The organism is Aquibium sp. ELW1220 (assembly GCF_030398385.1).
GTDB lineage: Bacteria > Pseudomonadota > Alphaproteobacteria > Rhizobiales > Rhizobiaceae > Aquibium.
In genome coordinates this window covers 19,230-41,269 of the sequence record NZ_JAOAOQ010000031.1, presented here as the reverse complement: position 1 = coordinate 41,269, position 22,040 = coordinate 19,230, and the positions used below count along the sequence as shown (strand labels likewise).

At 67.3% G+C, this 22,040-nt stretch carries 21 protein-coding genes; 10 read left to right on the top strand and 11 right to left on the bottom strand.

Going from position 1 to position 22,040, the window contains the following annotated elements; genetic code table 11:
* Nucleotides 1-80: 80 nt before the first annotated feature.
* The 3 genes from N1F91_RS22675 to N1F91_RS22665 form a co-directional block, all read right to left on the bottom strand.
* Nucleotides 81-596, bottom strand: a complete 516-nt coding sequence (locus N1F91_RS22675; RefSeq protein ID WP_187970484.1) for a MarR family winged helix-turn-helix transcriptional regulator — start codon at nt 594-596, stop codon at nt 81-83.
* A gap of 148 nt (nt 597-744) precedes the next feature.
* Nucleotides 745-1,167, bottom strand: coding sequence for a DUF6163 family protein (locus N1F91_RS22670; RefSeq protein WP_289995610.1), 423 nt, complete (start codon nt 1,165-1,167; stop codon nt 745-747).
* Nucleotides 1,164-2,210, bottom strand: a complete 1,047-nt coding sequence (locus tag N1F91_RS22665; protein WP_289995609.1) for an enoyl-CoA hydratase/isomerase family protein — start codon at nt 2,208-2,210, stop codon at nt 1,164-1,166. Before N1F91_RS22665 ends, N1F91_RS22670 begins: the two co-directional genes overlap by 4 nt.
* Nucleotides 2,211-2,348: 138 nt before the next feature.
* Here N1F91_RS22665 and hemB point away from each other — a divergent pair, with 138 nt between their 5' ends.
* From hemB to N1F91_RS22650, 3 genes are all read left to right on the top strand, one after another.
* Entirely contained in the window at nt 2,349-3,386 is a 1,038-nt protein-coding gene (gene hemB / locus N1F91_RS22660; RefSeq protein WP_289995608.1) for a porphobilinogen synthase, read from the top strand.
* Nucleotides 3,387-3,421: 35 nt separating this feature from the next.
* Nucleotides 3,422-4,561, top strand: coding sequence for a serine hydrolase (locus tag N1F91_RS22655; protein WP_289995606.1), 1,140 nt, complete (start codon nt 3,422-3,424; stop codon nt 4,559-4,561).
* 181 nt (nt 4,562-4,742) lie between these two features.
* Nucleotides 4,743-5,912, top strand: coding sequence for a DUF3095 domain-containing protein (locus tag N1F91_RS22650; protein ID WP_289995603.1), 1,170 nt, complete (start codon nt 4,743-4,745; stop codon nt 5,910-5,912).
* A 23-nt stretch (nt 5,913-5,935) separates the two neighbouring features.
* On the opposite strand, the gene sthA is transcribed toward N1F91_RS22650, so the two are convergent.
* Entirely contained in the window at nt 5,936-7,345 is a 1,410-nt protein-coding gene (gene sthA, locus N1F91_RS22645; RefSeq protein ID WP_289995601.1) for a Si-specific NAD(P)(+) transhydrogenase, read from the bottom strand.
* Nucleotides 7,346-7,552: 207 nt separating this feature from the next.
* Here sthA and N1F91_RS22640 point away from each other — a divergent pair, with 207 nt between their 5' ends.
* From N1F91_RS22640 to N1F91_RS22615, 6 genes are all read left to right on the top strand, one after another.
* Nucleotides 7,553-7,996 (top strand): MarR family transcriptional regulator, encoded by a 444-nt coding sequence (locus N1F91_RS22640; RefSeq protein ID WP_289995600.1) that lies wholly within the window; start codon nt 7,553-7,555, stop codon nt 7,994-7,996.
* 94 nt (nt 7,997-8,090) lie between these two features.
* The gene (locus N1F91_RS22635) at nt 8,091-8,561 is read left to right on the top strand and encodes an RDD family protein (RefSeq protein ID WP_289995599.1); all 471 of its coding nucleotides are present in this window, start codon (nt 8,091-8,093) and stop codon (nt 8,559-8,561) included.
* Between the two features lie 124 nt (nt 8,562-8,685).
* Entirely contained in the window at nt 8,686-9,444 is a 759-nt protein-coding gene (locus N1F91_RS22630; protein WP_289995598.1) for an arginyltransferase, read from the top strand.
* A gap of 153 nt (nt 9,445-9,597) precedes the next feature.
* Nucleotides 9,598-10,497 carry a DMT family transporter gene (locus N1F91_RS22625; protein ID WP_289995597.1) on the top strand — a complete coding sequence of 300 codons (900 nt, stop codon included), beginning with the start codon at nt 9,598-9,600 and terminating at the stop codon, nt 10,495-10,497.
* Between the two features lie 177 nt (nt 10,498-10,674).
* Entirely contained in the window at nt 10,675-11,382 is a 708-nt protein-coding gene (locus tag N1F91_RS22620; RefSeq protein WP_289995595.1) for a hypothetical protein, read from the top strand.
* Nucleotides 11,379-12,368, top strand: coding sequence for a hypothetical protein (locus tag N1F91_RS22615; RefSeq protein WP_289995594.1), 990 nt, complete (start codon nt 11,379-11,381; stop codon nt 12,366-12,368). The genes N1F91_RS22620 and N1F91_RS22615 overlap by 4 nt, the downstream gene beginning before the upstream one ends.
* 4 nt (nt 12,369-12,372) lie before the next feature.
* On the opposite strand, the gene N1F91_RS22610 is transcribed toward N1F91_RS22615, so the two are convergent.
* The 4 genes from N1F91_RS22610 to N1F91_RS22595 all read right to left on the bottom strand — a co-directional run bounded on the left by N1F91_RS22610 (nt 12,373) and on the right by N1F91_RS22595 (nt 19,305).
* On the bottom strand, nt 12,373-15,525 hold the full coding sequence (locus tag N1F91_RS22610) for an efflux RND transporter permease subunit (protein WP_289995593.1): 3,153 nt from the start codon (nt 15,523-15,525) through the stop codon (nt 12,373-12,375).
* The gene (locus tag N1F91_RS22605; RefSeq protein ID WP_289995592.1) at nt 15,522-16,733 is read right to left on the bottom strand and encodes an efflux RND transporter periplasmic adaptor subunit; all 1,212 of its coding nucleotides are present in this window, start codon (nt 16,731-16,733) and stop codon (nt 15,522-15,524) included. The genes N1F91_RS22610 and N1F91_RS22605 overlap by 4 nt, the downstream gene beginning before the upstream one ends.
* Before the next feature lie 45 nt (nt 16,734-16,778).
* Nucleotides 16,779-17,411, bottom strand: coding sequence for a TetR/AcrR family transcriptional regulator (locus N1F91_RS22600; RefSeq protein WP_289995591.1), 633 nt, complete (start codon nt 17,409-17,411; stop codon nt 16,779-16,781).
* A 367-nt stretch (nt 17,412-17,778) separates the two neighbouring features.
* Entirely contained in the window at nt 17,779-19,305 is a 1,527-nt protein-coding gene (locus tag N1F91_RS22595) for a cryptochrome/photolyase family protein (protein ID WP_289995590.1), read from the bottom strand.
* Between the two features lie 785 nt (nt 19,306-20,090).
* On the opposite strand from N1F91_RS22595, the gene N1F91_RS22590 reads away from it, so the two are divergent.
* Nucleotides 20,091-20,555, top strand: a complete 465-nt coding sequence (locus N1F91_RS22590) for a RidA family protein (RefSeq protein WP_289995589.1) — start codon at nt 20,091-20,093, stop codon at nt 20,553-20,555.
* A gap of 97 nt (nt 20,556-20,652) precedes the next feature.
* Here N1F91_RS22590 and N1F91_RS22585 read toward each other — a convergent pair whose 3' ends face one another.
* From N1F91_RS22585 to N1F91_RS22575, 3 genes are all read right to left on the bottom strand, one after another.
* Complete coding sequence (locus N1F91_RS22585) at nt 20,653-20,931, bottom strand: DNA-binding protein (RefSeq protein WP_289995588.1); 279 nt, start codon at nt 20,929-20,931, stop codon at nt 20,653-20,655.
* A complete protein-coding gene (locus tag N1F91_RS22580; protein WP_289995587.1) occupies nt 20,909-21,202 on the bottom strand; it encodes a toxin in 294 nt (97 codons plus the stop codon). Before N1F91_RS22580 ends, N1F91_RS22585 begins: the two co-directional genes overlap by 23 nt.
* A gap of 116 nt (nt 21,203-21,318) precedes the next feature.
* On the bottom strand, nt 21,319-22,020 hold the full coding sequence (locus N1F91_RS22575) for an alpha/beta hydrolase (protein ID WP_289995586.1): 702 nt from the start codon (nt 22,018-22,020) through the stop codon (nt 21,319-21,321).
* Nucleotides 22,021-22,040 lie beyond the last annotated feature (20 nt).

Below are 22,040 nucleotides of genomic sequence, written 5' to 3'. Positions count from 1 at the left end.
CGGTGAAGTCGCCACAAGCGAAAAGGGCCGGCCACTGGCCAGCCACGTTCCGCCGTCCGTGTCCGGATCGTCGCCGCAACCTACATGCGATAGGCGATGGTGTCGTTCCAGAAGCGGTCGAGGCGCAGCAGCGCCTTGTTCATGGCGCGGAATTCGTCGACGTTGATGCCGCCCACCTGCTCGATCGAACCGATGTGGCGATCATAGAGGCCCGCGACGATCTCGGCGATGTCCTGGCCCTTCGGCGTCAGGCTGATGCGGACCGACCGGCGGTCGATGCGCGAGCGCTGATGGTTGATGAAGCCCAGGTCGACCAGCTTCTTCAGGTTGTAGGAGACGTTCGAGCCGAGGTAGTAGCCGCGGGTGCGCAGTTCGCCCGCCGTCAGCTCGGAGTTGCCGATGTTGAACAGCAGCAGGGCCTGGATCGCGTTAATGTCGGAGCGGCCGTTGCGCTCGAACTCGTCCTTGATGACGTCGAGCAGCCGGCGATGCAGGCGCTCGACCAGCTGAAGTGCCTCGAGGTAGAGCGAGCGGATGGCTTCCTTGCGATCGTCCGGTGCGGGGACGGGCTTCGGTGCCTGTCGGGAGTTGATCATGGTTGTGCCTCTCGTTTGACGCCTGGCGAGTATTATTTTTACTTCTCACCTTGACCTCACCCTAGCGGGCACACCTAAAATTCGACTTAAACGTCAGGATTAACAAGGACTTTCGTTCGAGCAGCCGGCCAGCGCGGTTAACGTTCCGCTACTTTCGCGTCTGACGCGCGTGCCAGACCAGCGCGGCTCGGAAGCCGATATAGAGCAGCGCGATCAGGATATAGGACGCCACCAGCATCCACCGGCTGCCGAAGACGCCGCCCATCACGCCATACATGACGATCTCGATGGCGGCGCAGATGAACCAGATGACGGGTCCCCACGACGCGGTCATCCACAGGCCGATGCCGGCGACGGGATAGAGCGCCGCGAGGGTGACGGACACGACCTGCCATTCCACCGGCATCGTGTCGAAGCGCCACAGCGGCCCGGGGAAATAGCCGATCAGCCGGATCCAGTAGAACACGCCGAACAGCAGGCAGTAGGCTGCCACGATGCGCTGGAACGCGGCGAAGAGGCTCTCGATCAGCGCCGGCTGCAGCACCGATGCCTTGATGCCATCCTGCGTCAAACCGCGAGTTCCCCGTCGGCGAGCGGTGCGAAATAGGCCTCGATCGCGGCCGGATCGACGTCCTCGATGCGGGCAGGCCGCCAGTCGGGCGTCGAGCCCTTGTCGATCAGGACGGCGCGGATGCCCTCGTAGAAGTCGTGGCCGGTCAGCATGCGGTTGAGGATGCGGAACTCCATGCGCATGCATTCGTCCATGTCGAGCATGCCGCCGTCCAGGATCTGCCGCAGCGTGACGAGAAGGCTCGTGGGCGAACGCGTCCGGATCGTGGCCAGCGCGTCGCGCGCCGTCTCGTCGCCGTGATCGGCCGCCTGACCCAGGCTGGCCAGGATGTCTTCCATTCGCTCCAGCGAGAAGTGGCGGCCGATCGTGGTGGCGGCGGCATCGCTCGTCTCGCGCGGCGCCTCGACCGAGAAGCGCGCGCAGGCGGCGTCGGCATCCCCGGTCTCGCACAATTCCTCCAGAAGAGCCGGCAGGTCGCTGGCCTGAGCGGCATGCGTGGCGATCCCGCACCAGAGCGCGTCCCCACGGCGGATGCGGTTGCCGGTCAGCGCCAGATAGGCGCCGAAGCTGCCCTTCAGGCGGGGCAGGAAGTAGCCGCCGCCGACATCGGGAAAGAAGCCGATGCCCACCTCCGGCATGGCGAAGACGGCGTTTTCGGTGAAGACCCTGTGGCTGCCATGGACCGAGACGCCAACGCCCCCGCCCATGACGATGCCGTCGACGAGCGCGACATAGGGTTTCTTGAAGCCGGCGATCGCGGCGTTCAGGCGGTATTCGTCGGCGAAGAACGAGAAGAGCGGCGTGCCGGCCTTCCCCGCCTCGTAGACCTTGAGGATGTCGCCCCCCGCGCAGAAGGCGCGGCCCTCGCCCATGATGACGACGAGTTCGACCGAATCGTCCTGCGCCCAGGCGTCCAGTGCGCGCGAAAGCGCCCGCACCATGTCATGGGTCACCGCATTGAGCGCCTTGGGGCGCGTCATCGTCACGATGCCCGCCCGTCCCCGGCGCTCGAAGCGGATCTCCTGGCCTCCTGCGAAATCCATCTGCGGCCCTTCCTAAGTCTCGTCACGAGGCTTAAGCAGGGTTGGCCGTAGCGTCAATGCCGGCAAAGGCACGGCGGTGGTGTGGCAATCGAAGGGCGTCGCTTGGAGCGGGGCGCCGTGAATTTCGGAGGACGCGTCATGAACAGGATGTTTCGCGGGGCCGGTCCGGCGGCCCGCTCGGTGGACGAGATCACCGGCTCGCGGCGGATGCGGCGCATGCGCAAGGCCGACTGGTCGCGCAGGCTGGTGCAGGAGAACCGGCTCACCGTCGACGACCTGATCTGGCCGATTTTCGTGATCGACGGCGAGAACCGCCGCGAGCCGATCGAGGCCATGCCCGGCGTCTTCCGCATGACCATCGACATCGCGGTCCAGGAGGTCGAGAAGGCCGCGCGGCTCGGCGTGCCGGCGATCGCAACCTTCCCTAACGTCGATCATTCGCTGCGCGACCAGACCGGCTCGGAAATCCTCAATCCCGACAATCTTCTCAACCGGGCGTCGCGCGCCATCAAGGCGGCGGTTCCGCAGATCGGCATCATCACCGACGCCGCGCTCGATCCCTTCACCAGCCACGGCCATGACGGCATCCTGCGCGACGGCATCATCGTCAACGACGAGACCGTGGCGCAGATCGCCGAGGCGGCGGTGCTGCAGGCGGCAGCCGGCGCCGACATCATCGCGCCATCCGACATGATGGACGGGCGCATCGGCGCCATCCGCGACGCGCTCGACGATGCCGGCTTCCACGACGTGGCGATCATGTCCTACGCCACCAAGTTCGCGTCGGCCTTCTACGGCCCCTACCGCGAGGCGATCGGCACGGCGGGCCTGCTGAAGGGCGACAAGAAGACCTATTACATCGACCACGCCAATTCCGAGGAGGCCGTGCGGGAGGCGGAGCAGGATGTCGACGAGGGCGCCGACATGCTGATGGTCAAGCCCGGACTGCCCTATCTCGACATCATCCGGCGGCTGAAGGACGAGCTCGGCCTGCCCACCTTCGCCTACCAGGTGTCGGGCGAGTACTCGATGGTCAAGGCCGCCGCTGCCAACGGCTGGATCGACGGCGAGAAGGTGATGATGGAGACGCTGCTCGCCTTCAAGCGCGCCGGATGCGACGGCATCCTGACCTATTTCGCGCCAGAGGTTGCCGCACTGCTGCAGAAGCGCGGCTGACTGCCGGCCAGGGACATTCGAAGGGGAAGACGGGAATGAACGATCGGGTGGCGTATCTGCAGAGCCTGTTCTCGGGCGCGCGCCAGGAGGACCGGTTCGACCGGCAGCACGAGCTGTTTCCGGTCGCCACGATGACCGCGGCTCCGGAGCCGCAGCCCTTTCCGCAAGGGACGGCGATAAGCCTGCCCGCGACCTACCGGTTCGGCGATGCCGACAGGGACACGGCCGCCTTCCTGGCGGAGACGGATACGGTCGCGCTGATGGTGATCCACGGTGGCCAGGTCCGTTTCGAGGACTACTGGCTGACCGGCGGCCCGGGTGTCACCTGGGTGTCGATGTCGGTCGCCAAGAGCTTCGTGTCGGCTGCCCTCGGCATCGCCCAGGCGGAGGGACGCTTCGCCTCCGTGGAGGAGCAGATCGTCGACCACGTGCCCGAACTGAAGGGCTCCGCCTATGACGGCGCGCGCATCAAGGACGTGCTGCAGATGTCGTCCGGCGCGCGCTGGAACGAGGATTATTCCGACCCGAACTCGGACATCAACCGCTTCATCGCCGTCTTCGCGCATGGCGGCTCGTTCAACGACTTCACCGCGACCCTGACGCGTGCGCGCGAGCCCGGCACCTACAATCTCTACAACTCGACCGACACCCAGGCGCTCGGCATGCTGCTGAAGAACGTCACCGGCCGGAGCATAAGGGACTATGTCGAGGAGAAGCTCTGGCATCCGCTCGGCATGGAGGACGATGCGCACTGGCTCGTCGATTCCGCCGGAATGGAGATGGCCTTCGGCGGGCTGAACGCCACCGCGCGCGACTATGCCAAGCTCGGCGAGCTCTATCGGCTGGGCGGGCGCTGGAACGGGCGGCAGATCGTGCCGGAGGCCTGGGTGCGCGATTCGGTCACCGCCGACGCACCGCACCTGAAGGCGGGCGCCGGCGGGCTCGCCGGCACGATCTTCAACTACGGCTATCAGTGGTGGCTGCCTGGCGACGACGGAGAGTATTCGGCGATCGGCGTCTACAACCAGTTCGTCTATGTCGACCCGCGGCGCGACCTCGTCATCGCCAAGCTGTCGGCCAACCACCGCTACGGCACGACCAACGACGAGAGCTCCTACCGCGAGGCCGAGACGATCGGCCTCTTCCGTGCGATCGGGCAGGCCCTGGCGGGCTGAACGGGGTTGCGCTGCGCATGCGCCTGGCGCCGCGGTGAAACCCCGTGCCGCGCGCTTTCGTAGCTTGCAGGTGGGCCGTCGCGGCGGGGCTTGAAACGGGTCCTCGCGATGGGCATCTGCCTGCAGGGCGCAGTGCCGGACATGCGGTGATCCGCGGCAGGGACCCGGAGGAGAACAGGCCATGGCGAACCCGCTGCCCGACGACTTCTATGCGCGCCTGAAGCCGGAGAGCGAATTCGACCGGCTGGCCGACGCCGGCGCCTATGTTCCGTTGCCGGACGACTGGTATGTCGGATCCGCCGACATCGTCGGGTCGACGGCGCACATCGCGGCGGGGCGCTACAAGACCGTCAACACGGTCGGCGCGGCCGTCGTTTCCGCCCAGATGAATGCGGCCGGCGGCATGACCTTCCCGTTCGTCTTCGGCGGCGACGGCGCGGGCTTCGCGTTTCCGCCCAGTCATCTGGACCGCGCGCAGGACGCGCTTGCGCGGGTGCTGCGCTGGGCCGACCAGTCCTTCGGCTTCGAGATGCGCGGGGCGATCGTCCCGGTGGCAGACATCCGCGCCGCCGGTTTCGACGTCTCGGTGGCGCGCTACCGTCCCTCGCCGACAATCGACTACGCGATGTTTGCGGGCGGTGGCCTGGCCTGGGCCGAACGGCAGATGAAGGCCGGGCGCTACCGGATCGAACCGGCGCCTGAAGGCGCGGTGCCCGACCTTGCCGGCCTGTCCTGCCGCTGGACACCCATGAAGGCCCGCAACGGTTCGATCCTGTCGATTCTCGTCCTCCCCAGGCCCGGCGCCGCACCGGCCGCCGTCGCGGCCGTGTCTCACCGGGTCGTCGCCATGACGCGCGAACTGGCGGGCGGCGGTCACCCGGTTCCGCCGGAGGGTCCGAGCGTCACCTGGCCGAATGACGGCATCGCCATCGAAGCGCATGCCTCCCGCGGCAAGGGGTCGCTGCTGCGGCGCAAGATCGAACTGCTCGCCACGACGCTGATCGCGAACTTCTTCTTCGTCACCAGGATGAAGACCGGCGTCTTCGACCCGACGCACTACATCAAGGTGACGCGCGACAATGCGGATTTCCGCAAGTTCGACGACGGGCTGAAGATGACGATCGACTGCGACCCCCGAACCCGCACCCGGATCGAGGCGGTGCTGCAGGAAGCCTCCGCCGCCGGAATCGTCTCCTACGGGCTGTTCGAGCAGGATGCGGCGATCATGACCTGCATCGTGCCGTCGGTCACGAGCGACAACCACGTCCATTTCATCGACGGCGCGGCCGGCGGCTACACCAGCGCGGCGATGGCGATCAAGGACCATCCGCAGACGGAGCCTCTCGGCTGAGTTCGCCGAAGGCGGTTGGCCGGTCAGGCCGTCTGAAGGCGCACCGGCGCGCCCATCCGGTTCCAGGCGTCCAGCCCGGCGATCTTGTAGGCCTCGGCCAGCGTCGGATAGTTGAAGGTGTTCTCTACGAAGAAGTCGACGGTGCCCTTCAGGTTGATCACCGCCTGGCCGATGTGGATCAGCTCCGTGGCGCCCTCGCCGACGATGTGAGCGCCGAGCAGCCGACGCGTCTCGAGCGAGAAGATCAGCTTCAGGAAGCCGGTGTTGACGCCCATGATGTGGCCGCGCGACGTCTCGCGGAAGCGCGCGATGCCGCATTCATACGGAACGCCGCTCTTGCGCACCTCCTCCTCCGACTGGCCGACCGTGGAAATCTCGGGAACGGCGTAGATGCCGTACGGAAACGTCTCGGGCGGCGGCGGCAGCGGCATGCCGAAGGCATGGCAGGCCGCGACGCGGCCCTGCTCCATCGAGGTGGAGGCGAGGCTCGGGAAGCCGATGACGTCGCCGGCGGCATAGATGTTGGGCACGGCGGTCTGGAAGGTGACGGGGTCGACCCTGATGCGGCCGCGCGGATCCGCCTCGATGCCGACGACGTCGAGACCGAGGTCGCCGACGTTGCCGGTGCGGCCGGCCGCATAGAGCACGACCTCGGAGCGGATAAGCCGCCCGTCGGCGAGCCTGACCTCGACATGCCCGCTGCCGGCGGCGATCCCGGCCACCCCGCAGCCGAGCCGGACGGTCATGCCGCGGTCGCGCATCTGGTGGACGAAATCCTCCGCGATCTCGCGGTCGACGAAGTCGAGGATGGTCGGCCGGCTTTCGACGAGCGTCACCGGCACGTCGAGGGCCGAGAAAATGGTGGCGTATTCGACGCCGATCACGCCGCCGCCGATCACGGTCAGCGAACGGGGCAGATGCGGAAGGTCGAGGATCTCGTCGGAATCCAGGATGTGCCTGCCGTCGAAGGGAATGGTGTCCGGCCGGTAAGGCCGGGTGCCGACCGCGATCAGCGCATTGGCAAAGCCGACCTCGCTCTGCTCTCCCCTCTCGGTGACGAGCCGCACCCGGTTCGGTCCGGTGAAGCTGGCGGTGGCATGCAGGCTGCGGACCGTATTGCGCATGAACTGGTGCTGCAGCACCTCCACTTCGTGGTCCAGCGTCTTGTGCAGCCGCGAGACCAGATCGGCCATGCCGATCTCCTGCTTGACGCGGTAGCCCTGACCGTAGAAGCCGCGCTCGCGGAAGCCCGACAAGTTCAGCACGGTTTCGCGGATCGTCTTGGACGGGATGGTTCCGGTGTGCACCGACACGCCGCCGAGGCGCCTGCCGCGATCGACGACCAGGACCGACTTGCCGAGCTTGGCAGACTGGACCGCGGCGCGGCGTCCCGAGGGGCCGCTGCCGATCACCATCATGTCGTAGTCATGCATCCCCGTCTCCCCAGATTCCCCGTGCAGGATGCCGCACTGCACATGCTGCAACGCACATAACCCTGCGTCAATGACGGGAAGAACTCAACAGGAGGAGAAGCGGTTCTTTCGCATCGGAACAAGCGAGGCCCGGCAGGGGTCGCCGCGGGAGCGAAACTGCGATATGATCGCGCACGATATATTAAACCGACCATGCGAGCCCCGCCCATGACGCAAGACGATCCGACCCCGTCGCTGGCGCTCGACCATTTCCTCTGCTTTTCCATCTACGCGGCCAACCATGCGTTCAACCGCGTCTACAAGCCGCTGCTCGACGCGATCGGTCTGACCTACCCGCAATATCTCGTCATGGCGGTGCTCTGGGAGAAGGACGACGTCACCGTCGGCGCGATCGGCGAGCGGCTGTTCCTCGAATCGAGCACCCTGACGCCGCTCCTCAAGCGGCTCGAGGGGATGGGGCTGGTGACGCGGTCGCGCGACCGGCAGGACGAGCGCCAGGTGCGGATCGGCCTCACCGAAGCCGGCCGCACACTGCGCGGGAAGGCCGCCGGCGTCCCGGCCTGCATCTTCGAAGCGTCGGGTCTCGACGTCGAGACGGGGACGCGTCTCAAGCAGGACCTTGACGCGCTTCGCCAGCGGCTCGCCCGCTGACGACGGACCGGCCCCGAAGACGCCAATCTTGCATTTGGGGCGGACATCCCCATCTCTGCCACGTAGCGACCGCCACGCGGCAAGGGCAAGGATCATGACGGAACGCATTCTCGACGGCGAAATCATCCAGACGCGGCTCGACGACTGGCGCGCCTATGATGGCGTGCGCACGCGCCGCGTCTTCGCGTTCCTGCTCGACTATCTGATCATCGGCCTGCTGTGCATTCCCTTCGCCGTGCTGGTCGCGGTGCTCGGCGTCATCACGCTCGGGCTGGGCTGGGCGCTCTACGGCGTCCTCGGCCCGCTCGTCGCGCTGATCTACGTCTGGAACACGCTCGGCGGCGACAGGCAGGCCACGGTTGGCATGCGCATGATGGGCATCCGGCTGGACCGGCTCGACGGCCGGCCCGTGGAGGGGATGCTCGCGGTCGTCCACACGGTCCTGTTCTGGGCCGGCAACGTGCTGCTGACGCCGCTGGTCCTGATCGCGCCCCTGTTCATCGACCGCAAGCGGACCCTGCACGACCTGCTGCTCGGCACGGTCGTGACCCGCGACGACTTCTGAAGCAGCGCCGCCGCACCGCCCCGGCGCTGGGCCGGCGTCATTTCTCGACGACCCGGCGCCTCACCCTGTTGACCTTTCGCCCCGCGCGGACGATTTTGCGGGATAGCCCTAGAGTCCGCGATCGATGACGCATCACCCGACACAGTCGCCGCAGTTCTTCCTGACGGCCCCCTCCCCCTGCCCCTATATCGACGGGCAGTTCGAGCGGAAGGTGTTCACCCATCTCGTCGGGGACAAGGCGCCGGAGATGAACGATCTCCTGACGCAGGGGGGCTTCCGCCGGTCGCAGAACATCGCCTACCGCCCGGCCTGCGAGACCTGCCGCGGCTGCGTGTCGGTACGCATCCTCGCCAACGAGTTCGAACCGTCGAAGAACATGAAGCGGGTGCTGCGCCGCAATGCCGATCTCGTCGGCGCCGTCCACGACGCCGAACCCACCACCGAGCAATATTCGCTCTTCCGCACCTATCTCGACGCCCGCCACCGCAAGGGCGGGATGTCGGACATGACGGTGCTGGACTATGCGATGATGGTGGAAGACACCCATGTCGACACCAAGATCATCGAGTACCGCCGCCGCGGCCCCGATTCCTTCATCACCGGCCGCGGCGAAGGCGAACTGATCGCGGTCGCGCTGACCGACCGGATGGCAGACGGGCTCTCGATGGTCTATTCCTTCTACGTTCCCGACCAGGAGGATCGCTCGCTCGGCTCCTTCCTCATCCTCGACCACATCGCCCGCGCGCGATCGGCCGGGCTGCCGCACGTCTATCTCGGCTACTGGGTCGCGGGCTCCCGCAAGATGGCCTACAAGATCCGCTTCGGTCCGCAGGAACATCTCGGCCCGCGCGGCTGGGAGCGATATGACGACGCCCGCGGCTGATCGCTGGACCAGTCCTTGCCGTTGACGAAGCGCTGTCGGGAGCGCAGATCCTCGCCTAGATTGACCGCCCGTTCGAAACCCTTCCCCGCGGAACAAGCCCGGCCCGGTGAGGCTGCCGCCCTCCGTCAGCCTCCATCATGACGGAACGACCGCATGTCCGCACCTGCAAGCGATCACACCAAGGGCCTCGTCATCACCGCGATCGGCGGCATGGCGCTGACGGTGGACATTCCGCTGATCCGGCTTGCCGACGGCGAACCGTGGTCGATCCTGCTCCTGCGCTGCGGCGCGACGGTCGCGGCCACGCTCGTCATCTGGACGCTGTGGCGGCTTCTCGGCGGCAGGCCGCCGGCGCTGGTGCCCGGGCGTGTCGGCCTCGCGGTCGCCGGTCTCTACGCGATCTCGACGCTGACCTTCATGACGGCGGTCTACAACACCTCGACGGCCAATCTCGTCTTCATCCTGGCGTTCAACACCATGTTCGCCGCGCTGCTGTCCTGGATCTTCCTCAAGGAGCGGCCGCGGCCGGCGACGCTGATCGCCATGGCGCTGATGATGGTCGGCGTGCTGGTCATCGTCGGCGACGGCATCTCCAGCGGCAATTTATTCGGCGACCTGATGGCGCTGTCGTCGGCCTTCTTCATCGCCTGCGCGATCACCATCACGCGCGCGTCCGGCGCCGAGATGGGTTTTACCGCGCTCATCGCGGTCGTGGCGCCGTTCCTCGTCGCCCTGGCCATGGTCGGGCAGGTCGGCTACGCCGTCGAGGCACCCTGGTGGATCCTGTTCAACGGCGCGGTGGTCATGCCGATCGCCTTCTTCTGCCTCGCCACCGGACCGCGCTACATCTCCGGCCCCGAGGTGGCGATGTTCTACCTGCTGGAAACCGTGCTGGCGCCCGTCTGGGTCTGGCTGATCTTCACGGAGGTGCCGTCGCGGGCGTCGATGATCGGCGGCTCGATCCTGATCGTCACGCTGGTCGGCCACTCGATCTGGCAGTTGCAGTCCGGCCGGCGCCGCCGCGCCGCCGCGGCGGTGCGGCATCCCGTCTGAGCGACCCGAACCTGCCGCCGGCCTGCCAGGCACCGCGGGCTATCGGCATTGCCGATGCCCCCGGCCGACACTATCCTTTGCCTGTCGCGGCGCGGAGGGTTACCGGCACATGAGGCCGACGCCAGCCGACCGACGGACGACCTGGCCGCTCGAGACGTTCCCGGAGGCGACCCCATCATGATCGACAGCGCGGCCGGCTGGCTGCTCGTCCTGAACCGGGAGCTCGTCGCCCCGCTTGCCGGCGCGCTGTCGCTCGGCCTGTCGGCGATCGCCTTTGACCCGGCCGCCTTCCGTGCCGCTGCGACGCCCGCCGGGCGCGATCTCGCGCTGCTGCTGGCCTTTCTCGCCGGCGTCTCCCAGGCGGCAGGGCACGGGCTCGTGCTGTTTCTCAACCGGGTGCCGCTCGCCCGCTTCGCGCTCAGCCTTGTCCTGATGGCCTCGATCTACCTCGCCAGCGCGGTCGTCACTGCCGTCACCACGACGCTTGCCGTCGACTACGCCTTCCGGCGCGAGATCGCCTACGGACCGGTCATCGGCATCATCGCGCTCGCGCAGGCGCCTCGCCTGTTCGGCATCCTGACGCTCGCGCCCTATTTCGGCGAGGCGCTCAGCCGTCTGCTCGACGTCCTCGTCTTCGGGCTGATCCTGTTTGGCCTGTATCACGGGATCGGCATTCCCGTCGGCATCGCCGCGATGGCGGCCCTTCTCGGCTGGGCCGCGATCCGGCTGATGTCGCTGCTGTTCGGCCGCCCGCTCGGCAGGGCGATCGAACGCCTGCGCCATGCGGTTGCCGGCGGTTCGCTCACGGTCACGTCGCAGAACCTCGCCGAACACCTGAAGGGGCAGGCCAGAAAGCTCACCGTCGGCAAGAGGCCGCGCGAATGATCGGGGTCCTCGACCACGTCGTCCTGCTCGGCGTCCTGATCTTCGTGGTGTCGATGATCATGGCGCCCTTCGAGACGCTCGGCTGGTGGGCGGGCTGGCTCGGCCCCGGCGAGGAGACCGAACGGCCGCCGGCGGCCGACGGGCCGGTCGAGCCGGAGCGCTCCGCCCCGCCGGCGGTACCGCGCGCCCATGTCGTGTTCCTGTCGGGCATCGGGTCGATCTCCGGCGAGGAGCAGATCCCCTCGGACGAGGCCTTCCTCGCGCGCCTGCGGGCCGCGCTGCCGCGGCTGGCGATCGTGCACGACATCTTCCCCTACGCGCCGTCGGGCCTGCCGCTGTTCACCGGGCAGCGCGTCTTCCGCTGGCTCTGGCGCACCGCGCGGCGCTGGCACGGCGGGCAGACCTACCTGCTGCCGCCGATCCTGCACATGCGCAACATCTTCCAGGTGCTGGTGGCGGCCGACAACCGCTACGGCCCGATCTATGGCTACGGCCTGTCGCGCGTCATCCTCGACCGGCTGATCGCCAACGGCTACGCCGCGGATGGCGGCGGGCCGATCATCCTTCTGGGATCCAGTGGCGGAGGCCAGATCGCGGTCAGCGCCGCGCCCTATCTCGGCGCCGCCACCGGGGCGCCGGTGTCGGTCGTGGCCTTCGGCGGCGTCATGGCCTCCGACCGTGGTGTCACGGAAACCGGCCGCCTGATCTCGCTCTACGGATCGCGCGACTTCGTCTACCGGCTGGCCCGGTTCGCCTTCCCGGGCCGCTGGCCGGTCTTTGCATCCTCGCACTGGAACCGGGCGCTGCGCGCGCAGAGGCTGGTCGAGCGGGAGATCGGGCCACTCGAGCACTCCGGCCGGGGCGGCTATCTCGACGAAAGGTCCAGGTGGGACGGCGTCTCCCACCTGGACCTGACAGTTCGCGAGGTCGGCGCCGCCATCCGGTCGGTCGTCGAAGAGACCGCGCCGGACCTTCAGCCCGCCTGAGCCCCTACTCGGCCGCGAGCGGCATGGGCGAGGTCGCCGGCCGGTCTGTGTCTGGCCGTTCGGCCGCCGCATGAACCGGCTGGGCCTCGTCCGCCTCGTCGCGCTCGTTCGGCCGCAGCACCCACCGCGCCACCTTGCCGGTGAAGATCGAGGCGTCGTCCATGATCGTGTACATCGACGGGATGAAGACCAGCGACAAGACGGTCGACACCAGGAGGCCGCCGATCACCGCCACCGCCATCGGCGCGCGGAACTCGCCACCGTCGCCGAGCGCCAGCGCGGCCGGGATCATGCCCGCCGACATGGCGATGGTCGTCATGATGATCGGCCGGGCCCGCTTGCGGCAGGCATCGACGATGGCCTCGCCGCGCGGCACGCCGTGGCGCACCTCCTCGATGGCGAAGTCGACGAGCATGATCGCGTTCTTGGTGACGATGCCCATCAGCATCAGGATGCCGATGACCACGGGCATGGAGACCGCGGCATTGGTCAGCCAGAGCCCCGCCACGACGCCGCCGATCGACAGCGGCAGCGATCCGAGGATCGTGATCGAGTGGAAGATCGAGCCGAACAGCAGGATCAGCACCACCAGCACCAGCATCAGGCCGGTGATCATCGCCAGCGCGAAGCCGGAAAAGACCTCGCCCATGATCTCGGCATCGCCGGTCTCCTGGACCCGCACGCCGGCCGGCAGGTTCTGCACCAGCGGCAGCGCGTTGACGAGCGCCAGCCCCTCGCCGATCTCGTAGCCCGGCGCCATGTCCGCGCCGATGACGACGCGGCGCTCGCGGTTGAAGCGCTGGATCGACGACGGTCCCTGGCCGTAGCTGATCTCGGCGACCGACGACAGCGGCACGGTCACCCCGGTTGCCGTCTGCACCGGCAGCGCGCTGACCACCGAGAGATCCTCGCGGGAGGCCTCGTCGATCTGGACGCGGATCGGGATCTGCCGGTCGCCGACCGTGTATTTCGCCAGGTTGGCGTCGACATCGCCGATGGTGGCGATGCGCAGGGTCTCGGCCAGCGTCGCCGTCGAGATGCCGAGTTCCGACAGGCGGTCGAGATCGGGCCTGACGATGACCTCCGGCCGGTCGAGCGCGGCGTTCGAGGTGATCGCCCGGTACTTGCCGGTCTGCGCCATTGCCGTCTGGATCTCGCGCGCCGTCTGGTCGAGCAGCGGGCCATCGGTGCCCATGACGCCGAACTCCAGCGCGCGCTGGCCGCGATCGTTGACGAAGTAGACGCGCAGGTCCGGCACGACCTCGAGCTTCGTCAGCAGGATCTCCTCGATCTGCTCCTGCTTGATGTCGCGCTCCGACTTGTGGACCAGATCGGCGATCACCGTCGCGCGGCGCGGTTCCAGCGTGCCGGTCGGGCTCGACCCGCCGATCACGTAGACGTTCTCGACCTCGGGCAGTTCGAGCATGACGTCGGTGACGCGGTCCGTGGTCTGGCGCGTGTCCTCCAGCAGGGTGCCGGGCGGAAGCTCCAGCGAGAACACGATGCGGCTCGCGTCCTCCTTGGGGATGAAGCCCGACGGCAGGAGGCCGATCGCATACATCGAGCCGGCGAAGAAGGCGACGCCTGCCAGCATGGTCAGCCAGCGGAAGCGCAGCGAGGTCGCCAGGAAGCCGAGATAGCCACGCATGATGGCGCCCGGCTTCGGCTCCTCATGGCCGTGGCCGCGCAGGAAATAGGCGGCGAGCATGGGGGTGATGAGGCGCGCGACCAGCAGCGAGAAGAACACCGCCACCGCGACCGTCAGGCCGAACTGCTTGAAGTACTGGCCGGCCACGCCGCCCATGAAGGAGACCGGCGCGAAGACGGCCATGATCGTCGCCGAGATCGCGATGACGGCGAGGCCGATCTCGTCGGCCGCCTCCAGCGAGGCGCGGTAGGGCGACTTGCCGAGCTTGATGTGGCGGACGATGTTCTCGATCTCGACGATGGCGTCGTCGACCAGGATGCCCACCACCAGCGTGATGCCGAGCAGGCTGACCAGGTTGAGCGAGAAGCCCATCAGGTCGAGCGCCCAGAAGGTGGGGATGGCGGAGAGCGGCAGGGCGGAGGCCGCCACCAGCGTCGCGCGGAAATCGCGCAGGAAGAGGAACACCACGATGACCGCGAGGACGGCGCCTTCGACCAGCGTTTCCATCGCCGAATCGTAGTTGCCCTCGGTGAAGGTGACGGAATCGTCGACCTTCTCGATCGAGACGTCCGGATTCTGCTGGCGCAGTTCCGCGATCGCCGCCGTGGCGCGCTCGTTGACCTCGACGTCGCTCTCGCCCTTGCCGCGGAAGATGCCGAAGGAAACGACCGTCTGGTTGTTCAGCCGGGCAAAGGACTTGGGCTTTGCCCAGGAATCCGTCACCGTGGCGATGTCCGACAGGATCACGCGGCGCCCGCCCGAAAGCGGGATTTCCAGGCTGCGCAGGCCCTCGATGCTGCGCGTGCTGCCCAGCGTCCGGATGGTCTGGTCGCGGCCGCCGAACTCGCCATTGCCGCCGGTCAGGTCGACATTGGCGGCCCGCAGCGCCCGGTTGACGTCGCCCGCCGAGGCGCCGAGCGCCCGCAGCCGATCAGGATCGATCTCGACCTTGATCTCGCGCGTCACGCCGCCGTTGCGGTCGACGCGGGCGACGCCCTTCAGGCCCTGCAGCTTGCGGATGACGACGTCGTCGACGAACCAGGACAGTTCCTCCAGCGTCATCGCCGGCGCCTGCACCGCATAGGTCAGGATGGCCTGCCCCTCGACGTCGACGCGGTTGACGACCGGATCGTCGGCGGTGGCAGGCAGGTTGGCCCTGATGCGCTCGACCGCGTCCTTGATGTCCTGGACGGCGGTCTGGGTCTCGACCTCGAGCCGGAACTCGATCACCGTCTGCGAATTGCCTTCGGTGATCGTCGAGACGACGTTCTTGACACCCGTGACGTTGGCCACGGCATCCTCGACCCGCTTGGTGACCTGGGTCTCGAGCTCGCTCGGCGCGACGCCCGGATCCTTCACCACCACCGAGACGAGCGGGATGTCGATGTTTGGGAAACGCGTGATCGGCAGGCTGGCGAAGCTGTAGAGCCCCAGCGCGGTCAGCACGATGAAGAGGAGGACGGACGGAACCGGGTTGCGGATCGACCAGGCGGAAAAGTTCCAGTTCATCGGGTGACCGCTCCCGTGTCTTCTTCACGCACCGGCGTGACCATGTCGCCGTCGGCCACGAAGGTGCCGGCGCGCGAGACCACCTCGTCGCCTGCCGCAATGCCGTCGACGACTTCCACGAAGCCCTCCGAGCGGACGCCGATCTCGACCGGCACGGTCGAGACCCTGCCCTCCGCCACCTTCTGGAGGTACCCGTCGGTGCCCCGGTAGATCAGCGCGGCGGAGGGGACGGCGACGCCGTCGCGGCGCATCGTCTCGATGGCGCCGCGGGCGAAGTTGCCGACGCGGACCGCCTCGCCCTCGTCCAGCGCGATGCGGACGATGCCCATCCGCGAAGTCTGGTTGACCTCGGGCTCGATCATGCGCACCTGGCCCCTGGTCGGCGCCGCGGCTCCGGCCACGCTGACCTCGACCGGCATGCCGGCCTTCAGCCGCCCGAGCGAGGTCTCGGCGACGCTGGCGGAAAGCTCCAGATCGCCATCGATGGCGATGCGGAACAGGGCGCCGCCGCTGGCACCGACGATGCCGCCGAGCGTGGCGTTGCGGTCGAGGATCAGTCCGTCGGCGGGCGACCTGACCTCCGTCTTTTCGATCTGCAGCTCGACATTGCGCTTCTGCGCGTCGATCACGCCCAGCTGCGCCGTCGACGCCGCGAGCGCCTTGCGGGCGGATTCGAGCTTGGCCACCGCGCTGTCATAGGCGTTCACCGCATTGTCGAGCTGCGACTGGGCGGCGATGCCCTTCTTTTGCAGCTCGCGCGCCCGTTCCAGCGATTCGGAAGCCTGGCGGACGCCGATCTCGGCGTCGGTGATCTGGGCGGCCACCTGCGCGATGCTCGCCTCGGCCTGGGCGCGGTTGGCTTCGGCCTGAGCGAGCTGCGTGTCCAGCATCGACCGGTCGAGCACCGCAAGCACGGCGCCCTTCTTCACGACGTCGCCTTCGTCGGCGAGCAGTTCCTGGACGATCATGCCGGAGAGGTCGATGCCGACGGCGGCTTCCTGCCGGGGCACGATGCTTCCGGTGACGACGAGTTGCTCGACGAGTTCACGCCGCTCCGCCGCCACCACCCGGATGGCGGGCGGGGCCGGCGTGCGGACGGCCTCGGCGGGCGCCGGCGCTGCCGTCTCGGCGGTCTGCGTGTAGCCGAAGGCCGCAGCACCGCCGAGGAGGAAGAGAGTGGTCAGGACCAGGATGCGACTTGTCTTCATCGGGCGCCTCTGAGGGGTGGCGTTGCGGTTTGGCGTATGCAGAGCTTACGGCTTGGCATGCGGTTCGGATTGCAGGGTCGCGGCGCGGCCGGTCGGCCGCAGCACGGCGATGGCGATGGCGCGGATGACGGTCTCGAGGCGGTCGAGCGACACGCCCTGCGCCGGCAGATCGTTGATCGCCAGGCCTTCGCCGAAGGCCACCATGACCGGCAGGATGGTGCCGAGTTCGGCGCAAGGGTCGATCTCGCCGCGATCGATGCCCGCCTGCAGGAAGGAGCGGAAGCTCGCATCGACGTCCTTCATCGACATCTTGCAGGCGAAGTCGATCGAATCGTTGCGCATCGACTCGGCGCGGATCTCGGCAAAGAGCGGCGCGTTGCCGCTGTCGTGCATGTAGCGGATATGCGCCATTGCGGCGGCAACGAAGCCGTCGACGACGTCCCCGCCCTGCGTCAGGAGCGAAAACACCTCCGCATCGCGGCGCCGGTCCGCCTCGGTGATCGCCTCGATGATCGCTTCCTTGGAGGGGAAGTAGCGATAGAGCGCGCCGGGGCTCATGCCGACTTCCGAACAGATCTGCTGCATCGACGCGCCCTGGAAGCCGGAGCGGACGAAACAGGTCTTGGCCGCGTCGAGAATGCGCGCGACCTGCTGGTCGCGCCGCTCGCTGCGGCTCACCGCGGCGTCCGCTTCGGCATCGGAACTGGCTTCAAGGGGAAGGACGGGAGGCATCTCGATCCATTTATGCGAATGATCATTCGCAATTTATGCGAACGATTGATCTCAGTCAAGATGCTGCAGTGCAAGAGAAGAGAGGCGGGACGCAAAACGTATCCGCGCGGATACAGGTGGCGCGCGAAGGCCGGCTTGCCAATGGGCGCGAATGTAAAGTTGTGTTGCTGCCGACGGCACGGTGTCAGGAGCACCGAAAAAGCCGTCGGAAATGCGGGGACAGTTTACCGATTTCCGGCACGTACTTCCCCCGCAGCGGGCGGTCCTCATCGAAAATCGGCGGGCTCTTCCCGCAATTCCGCCCTTCCCCGCGTCAGCGCAACGCCGTCAGGAAGGCGTCGGCGGTCGCCCGCATGGCGGCGAGCTGCGCGGGATCCATGCGATCGAGCGTCGCGATCATCATCGCCATGCGGCGGTTGCCGGCGAAGCGCTTCCGGTGGCGGGCGAGAAAGTCCCAGTAGAGCGGGTTGAAGGGGCAGGCATCCGGGCCGACGCGCTGCTTCACGTCGTAGCGGCAGCCATTGCAATAGTCCGACATGCGGTCGATGTAGGCGCCGGACGCCGCATAGGGCTTGGAGGCCAGCAGGCCGCCGTCGGCGAACAGGATCATGCCGACGACATTGGGCATCTCGACCCATTCATAGGCGTCGTGATAGACGAGAAGATACCACTCCTGTACTGCGCGCGGATCGAGCCCGGCGAGCAGGCAGAAATTGCCGATCACCATCAGGCGCTGGATGTGGTGGGCATAGGCGTTGGCCTTGGTCTCGCCGATCGCCTTGCGCAAGCAGTTCATGTCGGTTTCGGCGGTCCAGAAGAAGGCGGGCAGCGGGCGGTCGGCGCCGAGTGCATTCTCGGCCGCATAGTCGGGCATCTTCAGCCAGTAGATGCCGCGGACATATTCGCGCCAGCCGACGATCTGGCGGATGAAGCCCTCCACCGCGTTCAGCGGCGCGTGGCCGGCGTGGAAGGCGTCCTCGGCGCGGCGGCAGCACTCGGCCGGCAGCAGCAGGCCGCAATTGATCAGCGCCGACAGGTTGGAGTGGAACAGCAGCGGCTCGCCCTGCCGCATCGCGTCCTGGTAGTCGCCGTAGAGTGGCAGCGCGTTTTCGACGAACCAGTCGAGCGCCTTCAGCGCGTCGGCGCGCGTCACCGGATAGTCGAAGGGCTCGAGATCGCCGAAATGCTCCGCGAAGTCGCGCGCGACGAGGGCGAGAACGAGCCGTGTCGTCTCGTCCGGCGCAAAGGACGGACGCGGCGGCGCATCGAGTGAGGCCGGCAGCGCCTTGCGGTTCTCCTTGTCGAAGTTCCAGGCGCCGCCCTCGGGGTCCCTGCCGCGCATGAGGTAGCCGGTCCTGCGCCGCATCTCGCGGTAGAAGAACTCCATGCGCAGGTCCTTGCGCCCCTCCGCCCAGCGGGCGAACGCCTCCGTGGAACAGAGAAAGCGCCTGTCCTCGCGGATCTCGACCGGGCAGCCGAACAGCTCGCTCCAGTCGCGCATCACCTGCAGCACGCGCCACTCGCCGGGCTCGGTGACGACGATCCGCTCCGGCCGGTGCCGCTCCACCGCCCGCCGCAGCGCCTCGGTCAGGCTCGACGGACCGCCCGCCTCGGCGAAGGCGGCATAGTCGACCGCGATCCCCTCCCCGCGCAGCTCGTCCGCGAAGTGGCGCATGGCCGAGAACAGGAAGGCGATCTTCTTCTTGTGATGCGGCACATAGGTCGCCTCCTCACCCACCTCCGCCATGACGACGACGTCGAGGGTCGGATCGAGCCCGTCGAGGCTCGCGATCGAGCGCGAGAGCTGGTCGCCGAGAAGGAAGCGCAAGGTGCGGGTCATGGCGGGGGATATGGAAGCCGGCGCGGAAAGGTCGAGGCCACGGGTGAGCGGAAAGGCGGGGACGGTCTCTACCCGTTTGCGGGTTCTCTCCGAAGAAGATAGCCAAGCCGCCGTCCGCAACTCGTCCGTCCCCGTGTTTCCTGCCGGAAGGACCCGCCCATGCACGAGATCGGAGACATCGACGCGGAAACCGCTCACGCCGCGTCATTCCGGACCGGACGCCGAGCGAAGCGGAGGCATCCGGATCCGGAATCCATTCCGTGACGCAAGCAGCAGGCGCCGCAAGATCGCTGACGTAACGGAATGGATTCCGGATACGAGGGTCTTCGCTTCGCTTGCCCCTCGTTCCGGAATGACGCCCGGAAGGGAGGCAGCGCTGCGCGGCTGACCTGCGATGCCACGCCTGGAACGTTCGGATGCAGATGCGTTGGTGATGGTGCCGAGGCTGGTCTCGAGACGACGGCCTACGATTGGAACCGTGCGCACGACGCGGCTCCATCCATGCCGCGTCATTCCGGACCGGATGCCGAGCGAAGCGGAGGCATCCGGATCCGGAATCCATTCCGTGGCGTGGAAGGGGCCTCTCCACCCTCCGCGTTGCGGTAGGGATTCCGGACAGACGCTCCACGTTCCGCGCGGCCCGCCTTCCGGAATGGCGCGGGCCGAGCCGCGCGGCCAGAACGCGGGGACAGTCTTCTTGTTTACGATGCCACCGCGGCCGTGCCTGCTGGGCTTCCAATCGGAAACAAGTAAAATGTCCCCTGTCGCAACTCCCGGAGACCCGCATGCGCCGGACCATCGTCCCGCCCGCCCTGAAGAACGTCTACGAGCAATGGCACTTCGCGCCGGCCGTCGTCGCCAACGGCTTCGTCTTCTGCTCGGGCATCGTCGGCACCAGCCCCGGCGGCGAGACGCCCGGCGAAGACGGGCTGAAGGGCGCTGCAGCGACGCTGTCCGACGCCGGCGCGCCGCTCGCAGCGCTGATGGCGGTCATGGACTCCGAGGCCCAGTTCGCCACCGCCTTCGAGGCGCTGAAGGCGATCCTCGCCGAAGCCGGCTGCGACCTGTCGGACATCGTCGAGATCACCACCTACCACGTCGACATCGCCCGCCACATGGAGACCTTCATGAAGGTCCGAGACCGCTACCTGTCGGAACCCTGGCCGGCCTGGACGGCGATCGGGGTGAGCGAACTGATCGTGCCGGGGGGACTGGTGGAGATCCGGGCGGTGGCGGTGGTCCGGGGGTAAGAAAATACGGTGACAGTTTACTTGTTTCCGGCTTCTCTCCGAAAAGAACGGCCACGACAACGACCGGAAACATGTAACCTTCCCCAGGATTACTCGGTCATTCGCCCTGTAGATACTTGTGGATGATGGAGTTGATCAGGGTTTGGTAGGGCATGCCCTCTTCCGCTGCGCGCGTCTTCAGCCGCGCCAAATCGCGTTCAGGCACCGCGATCGAGATGCGGCGTCTCTTGCCATCGATCACCGATCGGGCGGCCGATTTCCAGAAATCCCGACGCTCGTCCGTGAGCCCGATGGAAACCCACTCGCCGCGCTCGGTGCTCTCGACGAGGTCTCTTTCCTCATCGACGGAGATGTCACGCCTTTCGATCACGGTCATTGTCTCCAAAGTAGGTTCGGGTCGCTTTGCGGCTCGGAAACATCGTCTTCAGAAATACCGATTCGTCGTCAGCCACGAAAGGCACGATCCAGACGTAGTCGTCGAAAAGCATCACAAGCTGTCTTTGATGCCCATAGCGCTGGGTGTGGGGGTGCGCCCTTTCGTCGATCAGCCCATCTTCCTCGAGAGCGACCACCACGCGCTCGAATCCGAAGCCATAGCGCTGCTTCAGCTCGGCATTCTTCGCGTCGCTCCAGACGATCTCTGCCATCGGACTTCAGTACATGTATATCGGATATCGAGGGCGCGCAAATCTTCGAGGCAAGGCGCTTGGGTTGAGAGGCAAAGGCTCCACTTCGACTTCGGTGGCGATATGGGCCGGACGAGTCATGGGTGGATGCCGTCGATCACCTCCCGCAGGATGCCATTCAAGACATCCGGTCGTTCCAGCGGCACGTAGTGCCCGCAGTCGGGGATCACGTGGAGCCGGCCATGCCGCGCCAGCGCCGCTTGCCCGGCACTCGTCGCCGGCCCCGGGGCGACATCGTCCGCTCCCGTGACGATGACGATCGGGCATGCGAGATCCTCAAGCACCTGCCCCCGGCTCGGCCGGGTGTGGAACGCGGTGATCCCGCAGGCCAGTTCGTCGGGAGATTGCCGAAGCGCCAGCGCCCTTGCCTGCTCCACCACCTCCGCAGGGGTGTGCGGCGAAAACAGCGGCGCCCAGTAGGCCGCCCAGGCCGCCTCCAGCCCGCCCGTGGCGATCGTCAACAGGGCGGCGTCGCGAAGGCCGGGATCCGGCCGGTTAACAGCCTTGGTTCCGATCAGCACCAGCGCGGCGATACGCTCCGGTGCGAGAGCTGCGATCTCCAGCGCGCAGGACCCGCCGACCGAACAGCCAACGACGACGAGACGGTTTCCCCTGGCCGCGGCCAGAGCGGATGCGGCCCAGGACCCGATGCGATCGCCGAAACGATAGAGCGTCGGCGCGACGGTACGGGACGGACGCAGGTCCATCTGGTTCGCCCACATGGACGCGTCGAGGGGAAGCGCGTGCAACAGCAGCAGTTCCGCCCGGTCGCTCGTCATGAAGGCTTTCCGGGCGCCGG

Bases quoted from the DNA above. Each gene is read 5' to 3' on its own strand.
- N1F91_RS22635 (WP_289995599.1), top strand. From the start codon at position 8,091: ATGACGGAACGCATTCTCGACGGCGAAATCATCCAGACGCGGCTCGAC.
- N1F91_RS22675 (WP_187970484.1), bottom strand. From the start codon at position 596: ATGATCAACTCCCGACAGGCACCGAAGCCCGTCCCCGCACCGGACGAT.
- N1F91_RS22615 (WP_289995594.1), top strand. From the start codon at position 11,379: ATGATCGGGGTCCTCGACCACGTCGTCCTGCTCGGCGTCCTGATCTTC.
- N1F91_RS22655 (WP_289995606.1), top strand. From the start codon at position 3,422: ATGAACGATCGGGTGGCGTATCTGCAGAGCCTGTTCTCGGGCGCGCGC.
- N1F91_RS22575 (WP_289995586.1), bottom strand. From the start codon at position 22,020: ATGACGAGCGACCGGGCGGAACTGCTGCTGTTGCACGCGCTTCCCCTC.
- N1F91_RS22640 (WP_289995600.1), top strand. From the start codon at position 7,553: ATGACGCAAGACGATCCGACCCCGTCGCTGGCGCTCGACCATTTCCTC.
- N1F91_RS22625 (WP_289995597.1), top strand. From the start codon at position 9,598: ATGTCCGCACCTGCAAGCGATCACACCAAGGGCCTCGTCATCACCGCG.
- N1F91_RS22605 (WP_289995592.1), bottom strand. From the start codon at position 16,733: ATGAAGACAAGTCGCATCCTGGTCCTGACCACTCTCTTCCTCCTCGGC.
- N1F91_RS22650 (WP_289995603.1), top strand. From the start codon at position 4,743: ATGGCGAACCCGCTGCCCGACGACTTCTATGCGCGCCTGAAGCCGGAG.
- N1F91_RS22580 (WP_289995587.1), bottom strand. From the start codon at position 21,202: ATGGCAGAGATCGTCTGGAGCGACGCGAAGAATGCCGAGCTGAAGCAG.
- N1F91_RS22595 (WP_289995590.1), bottom strand. From the start codon at position 19,305: ATGACCCGCACCTTGCGCTTCCTTCTCGGCGACCAGCTCTCGCGCTCG.
- sthA (WP_289995601.1), bottom strand. From the start codon at position 7,345: ATGCATGACTACGACATGATGGTGATCGGCAGCGGCCCCTCGGGACGC.
- N1F91_RS22620 (WP_289995595.1), top strand. From the start codon at position 10,675: ATGATCGACAGCGCGGCCGGCTGGCTGCTCGTCCTGAACCGGGAGCTC.
- N1F91_RS22630 (WP_289995598.1), top strand. From the start codon at position 8,686: ATGACGCATCACCCGACACAGTCGCCGCAGTTCTTCCTGACGGCCCCC.
- N1F91_RS22590 (WP_289995589.1), top strand. From the start codon at position 20,091: ATGCGCCGGACCATCGTCCCGCCCGCCCTGAAGAACGTCTACGAGCAA.
- N1F91_RS22665 (WP_289995609.1), bottom strand. From the start codon at position 2,210: ATGGATTTCGCAGGAGGCCAGGAGATCCGCTTCGAGCGCCGGGGACGG.
- N1F91_RS22585 (WP_289995588.1), bottom strand. From the start codon at position 20,931: ATGACCGTGATCGAAAGGCGTGACATCTCCGTCGATGAGGAAAGAGAC.
- hemB (WP_289995608.1), top strand. From the start codon at position 2,349: ATGAACAGGATGTTTCGCGGGGCCGGTCCGGCGGCCCGCTCGGTGGAC.
- N1F91_RS22610 (WP_289995593.1), bottom strand. From the start codon at position 15,525: ATGAACTGGAACTTTTCCGCCTGGTCGATCCGCAACCCGGTTCCGTCC.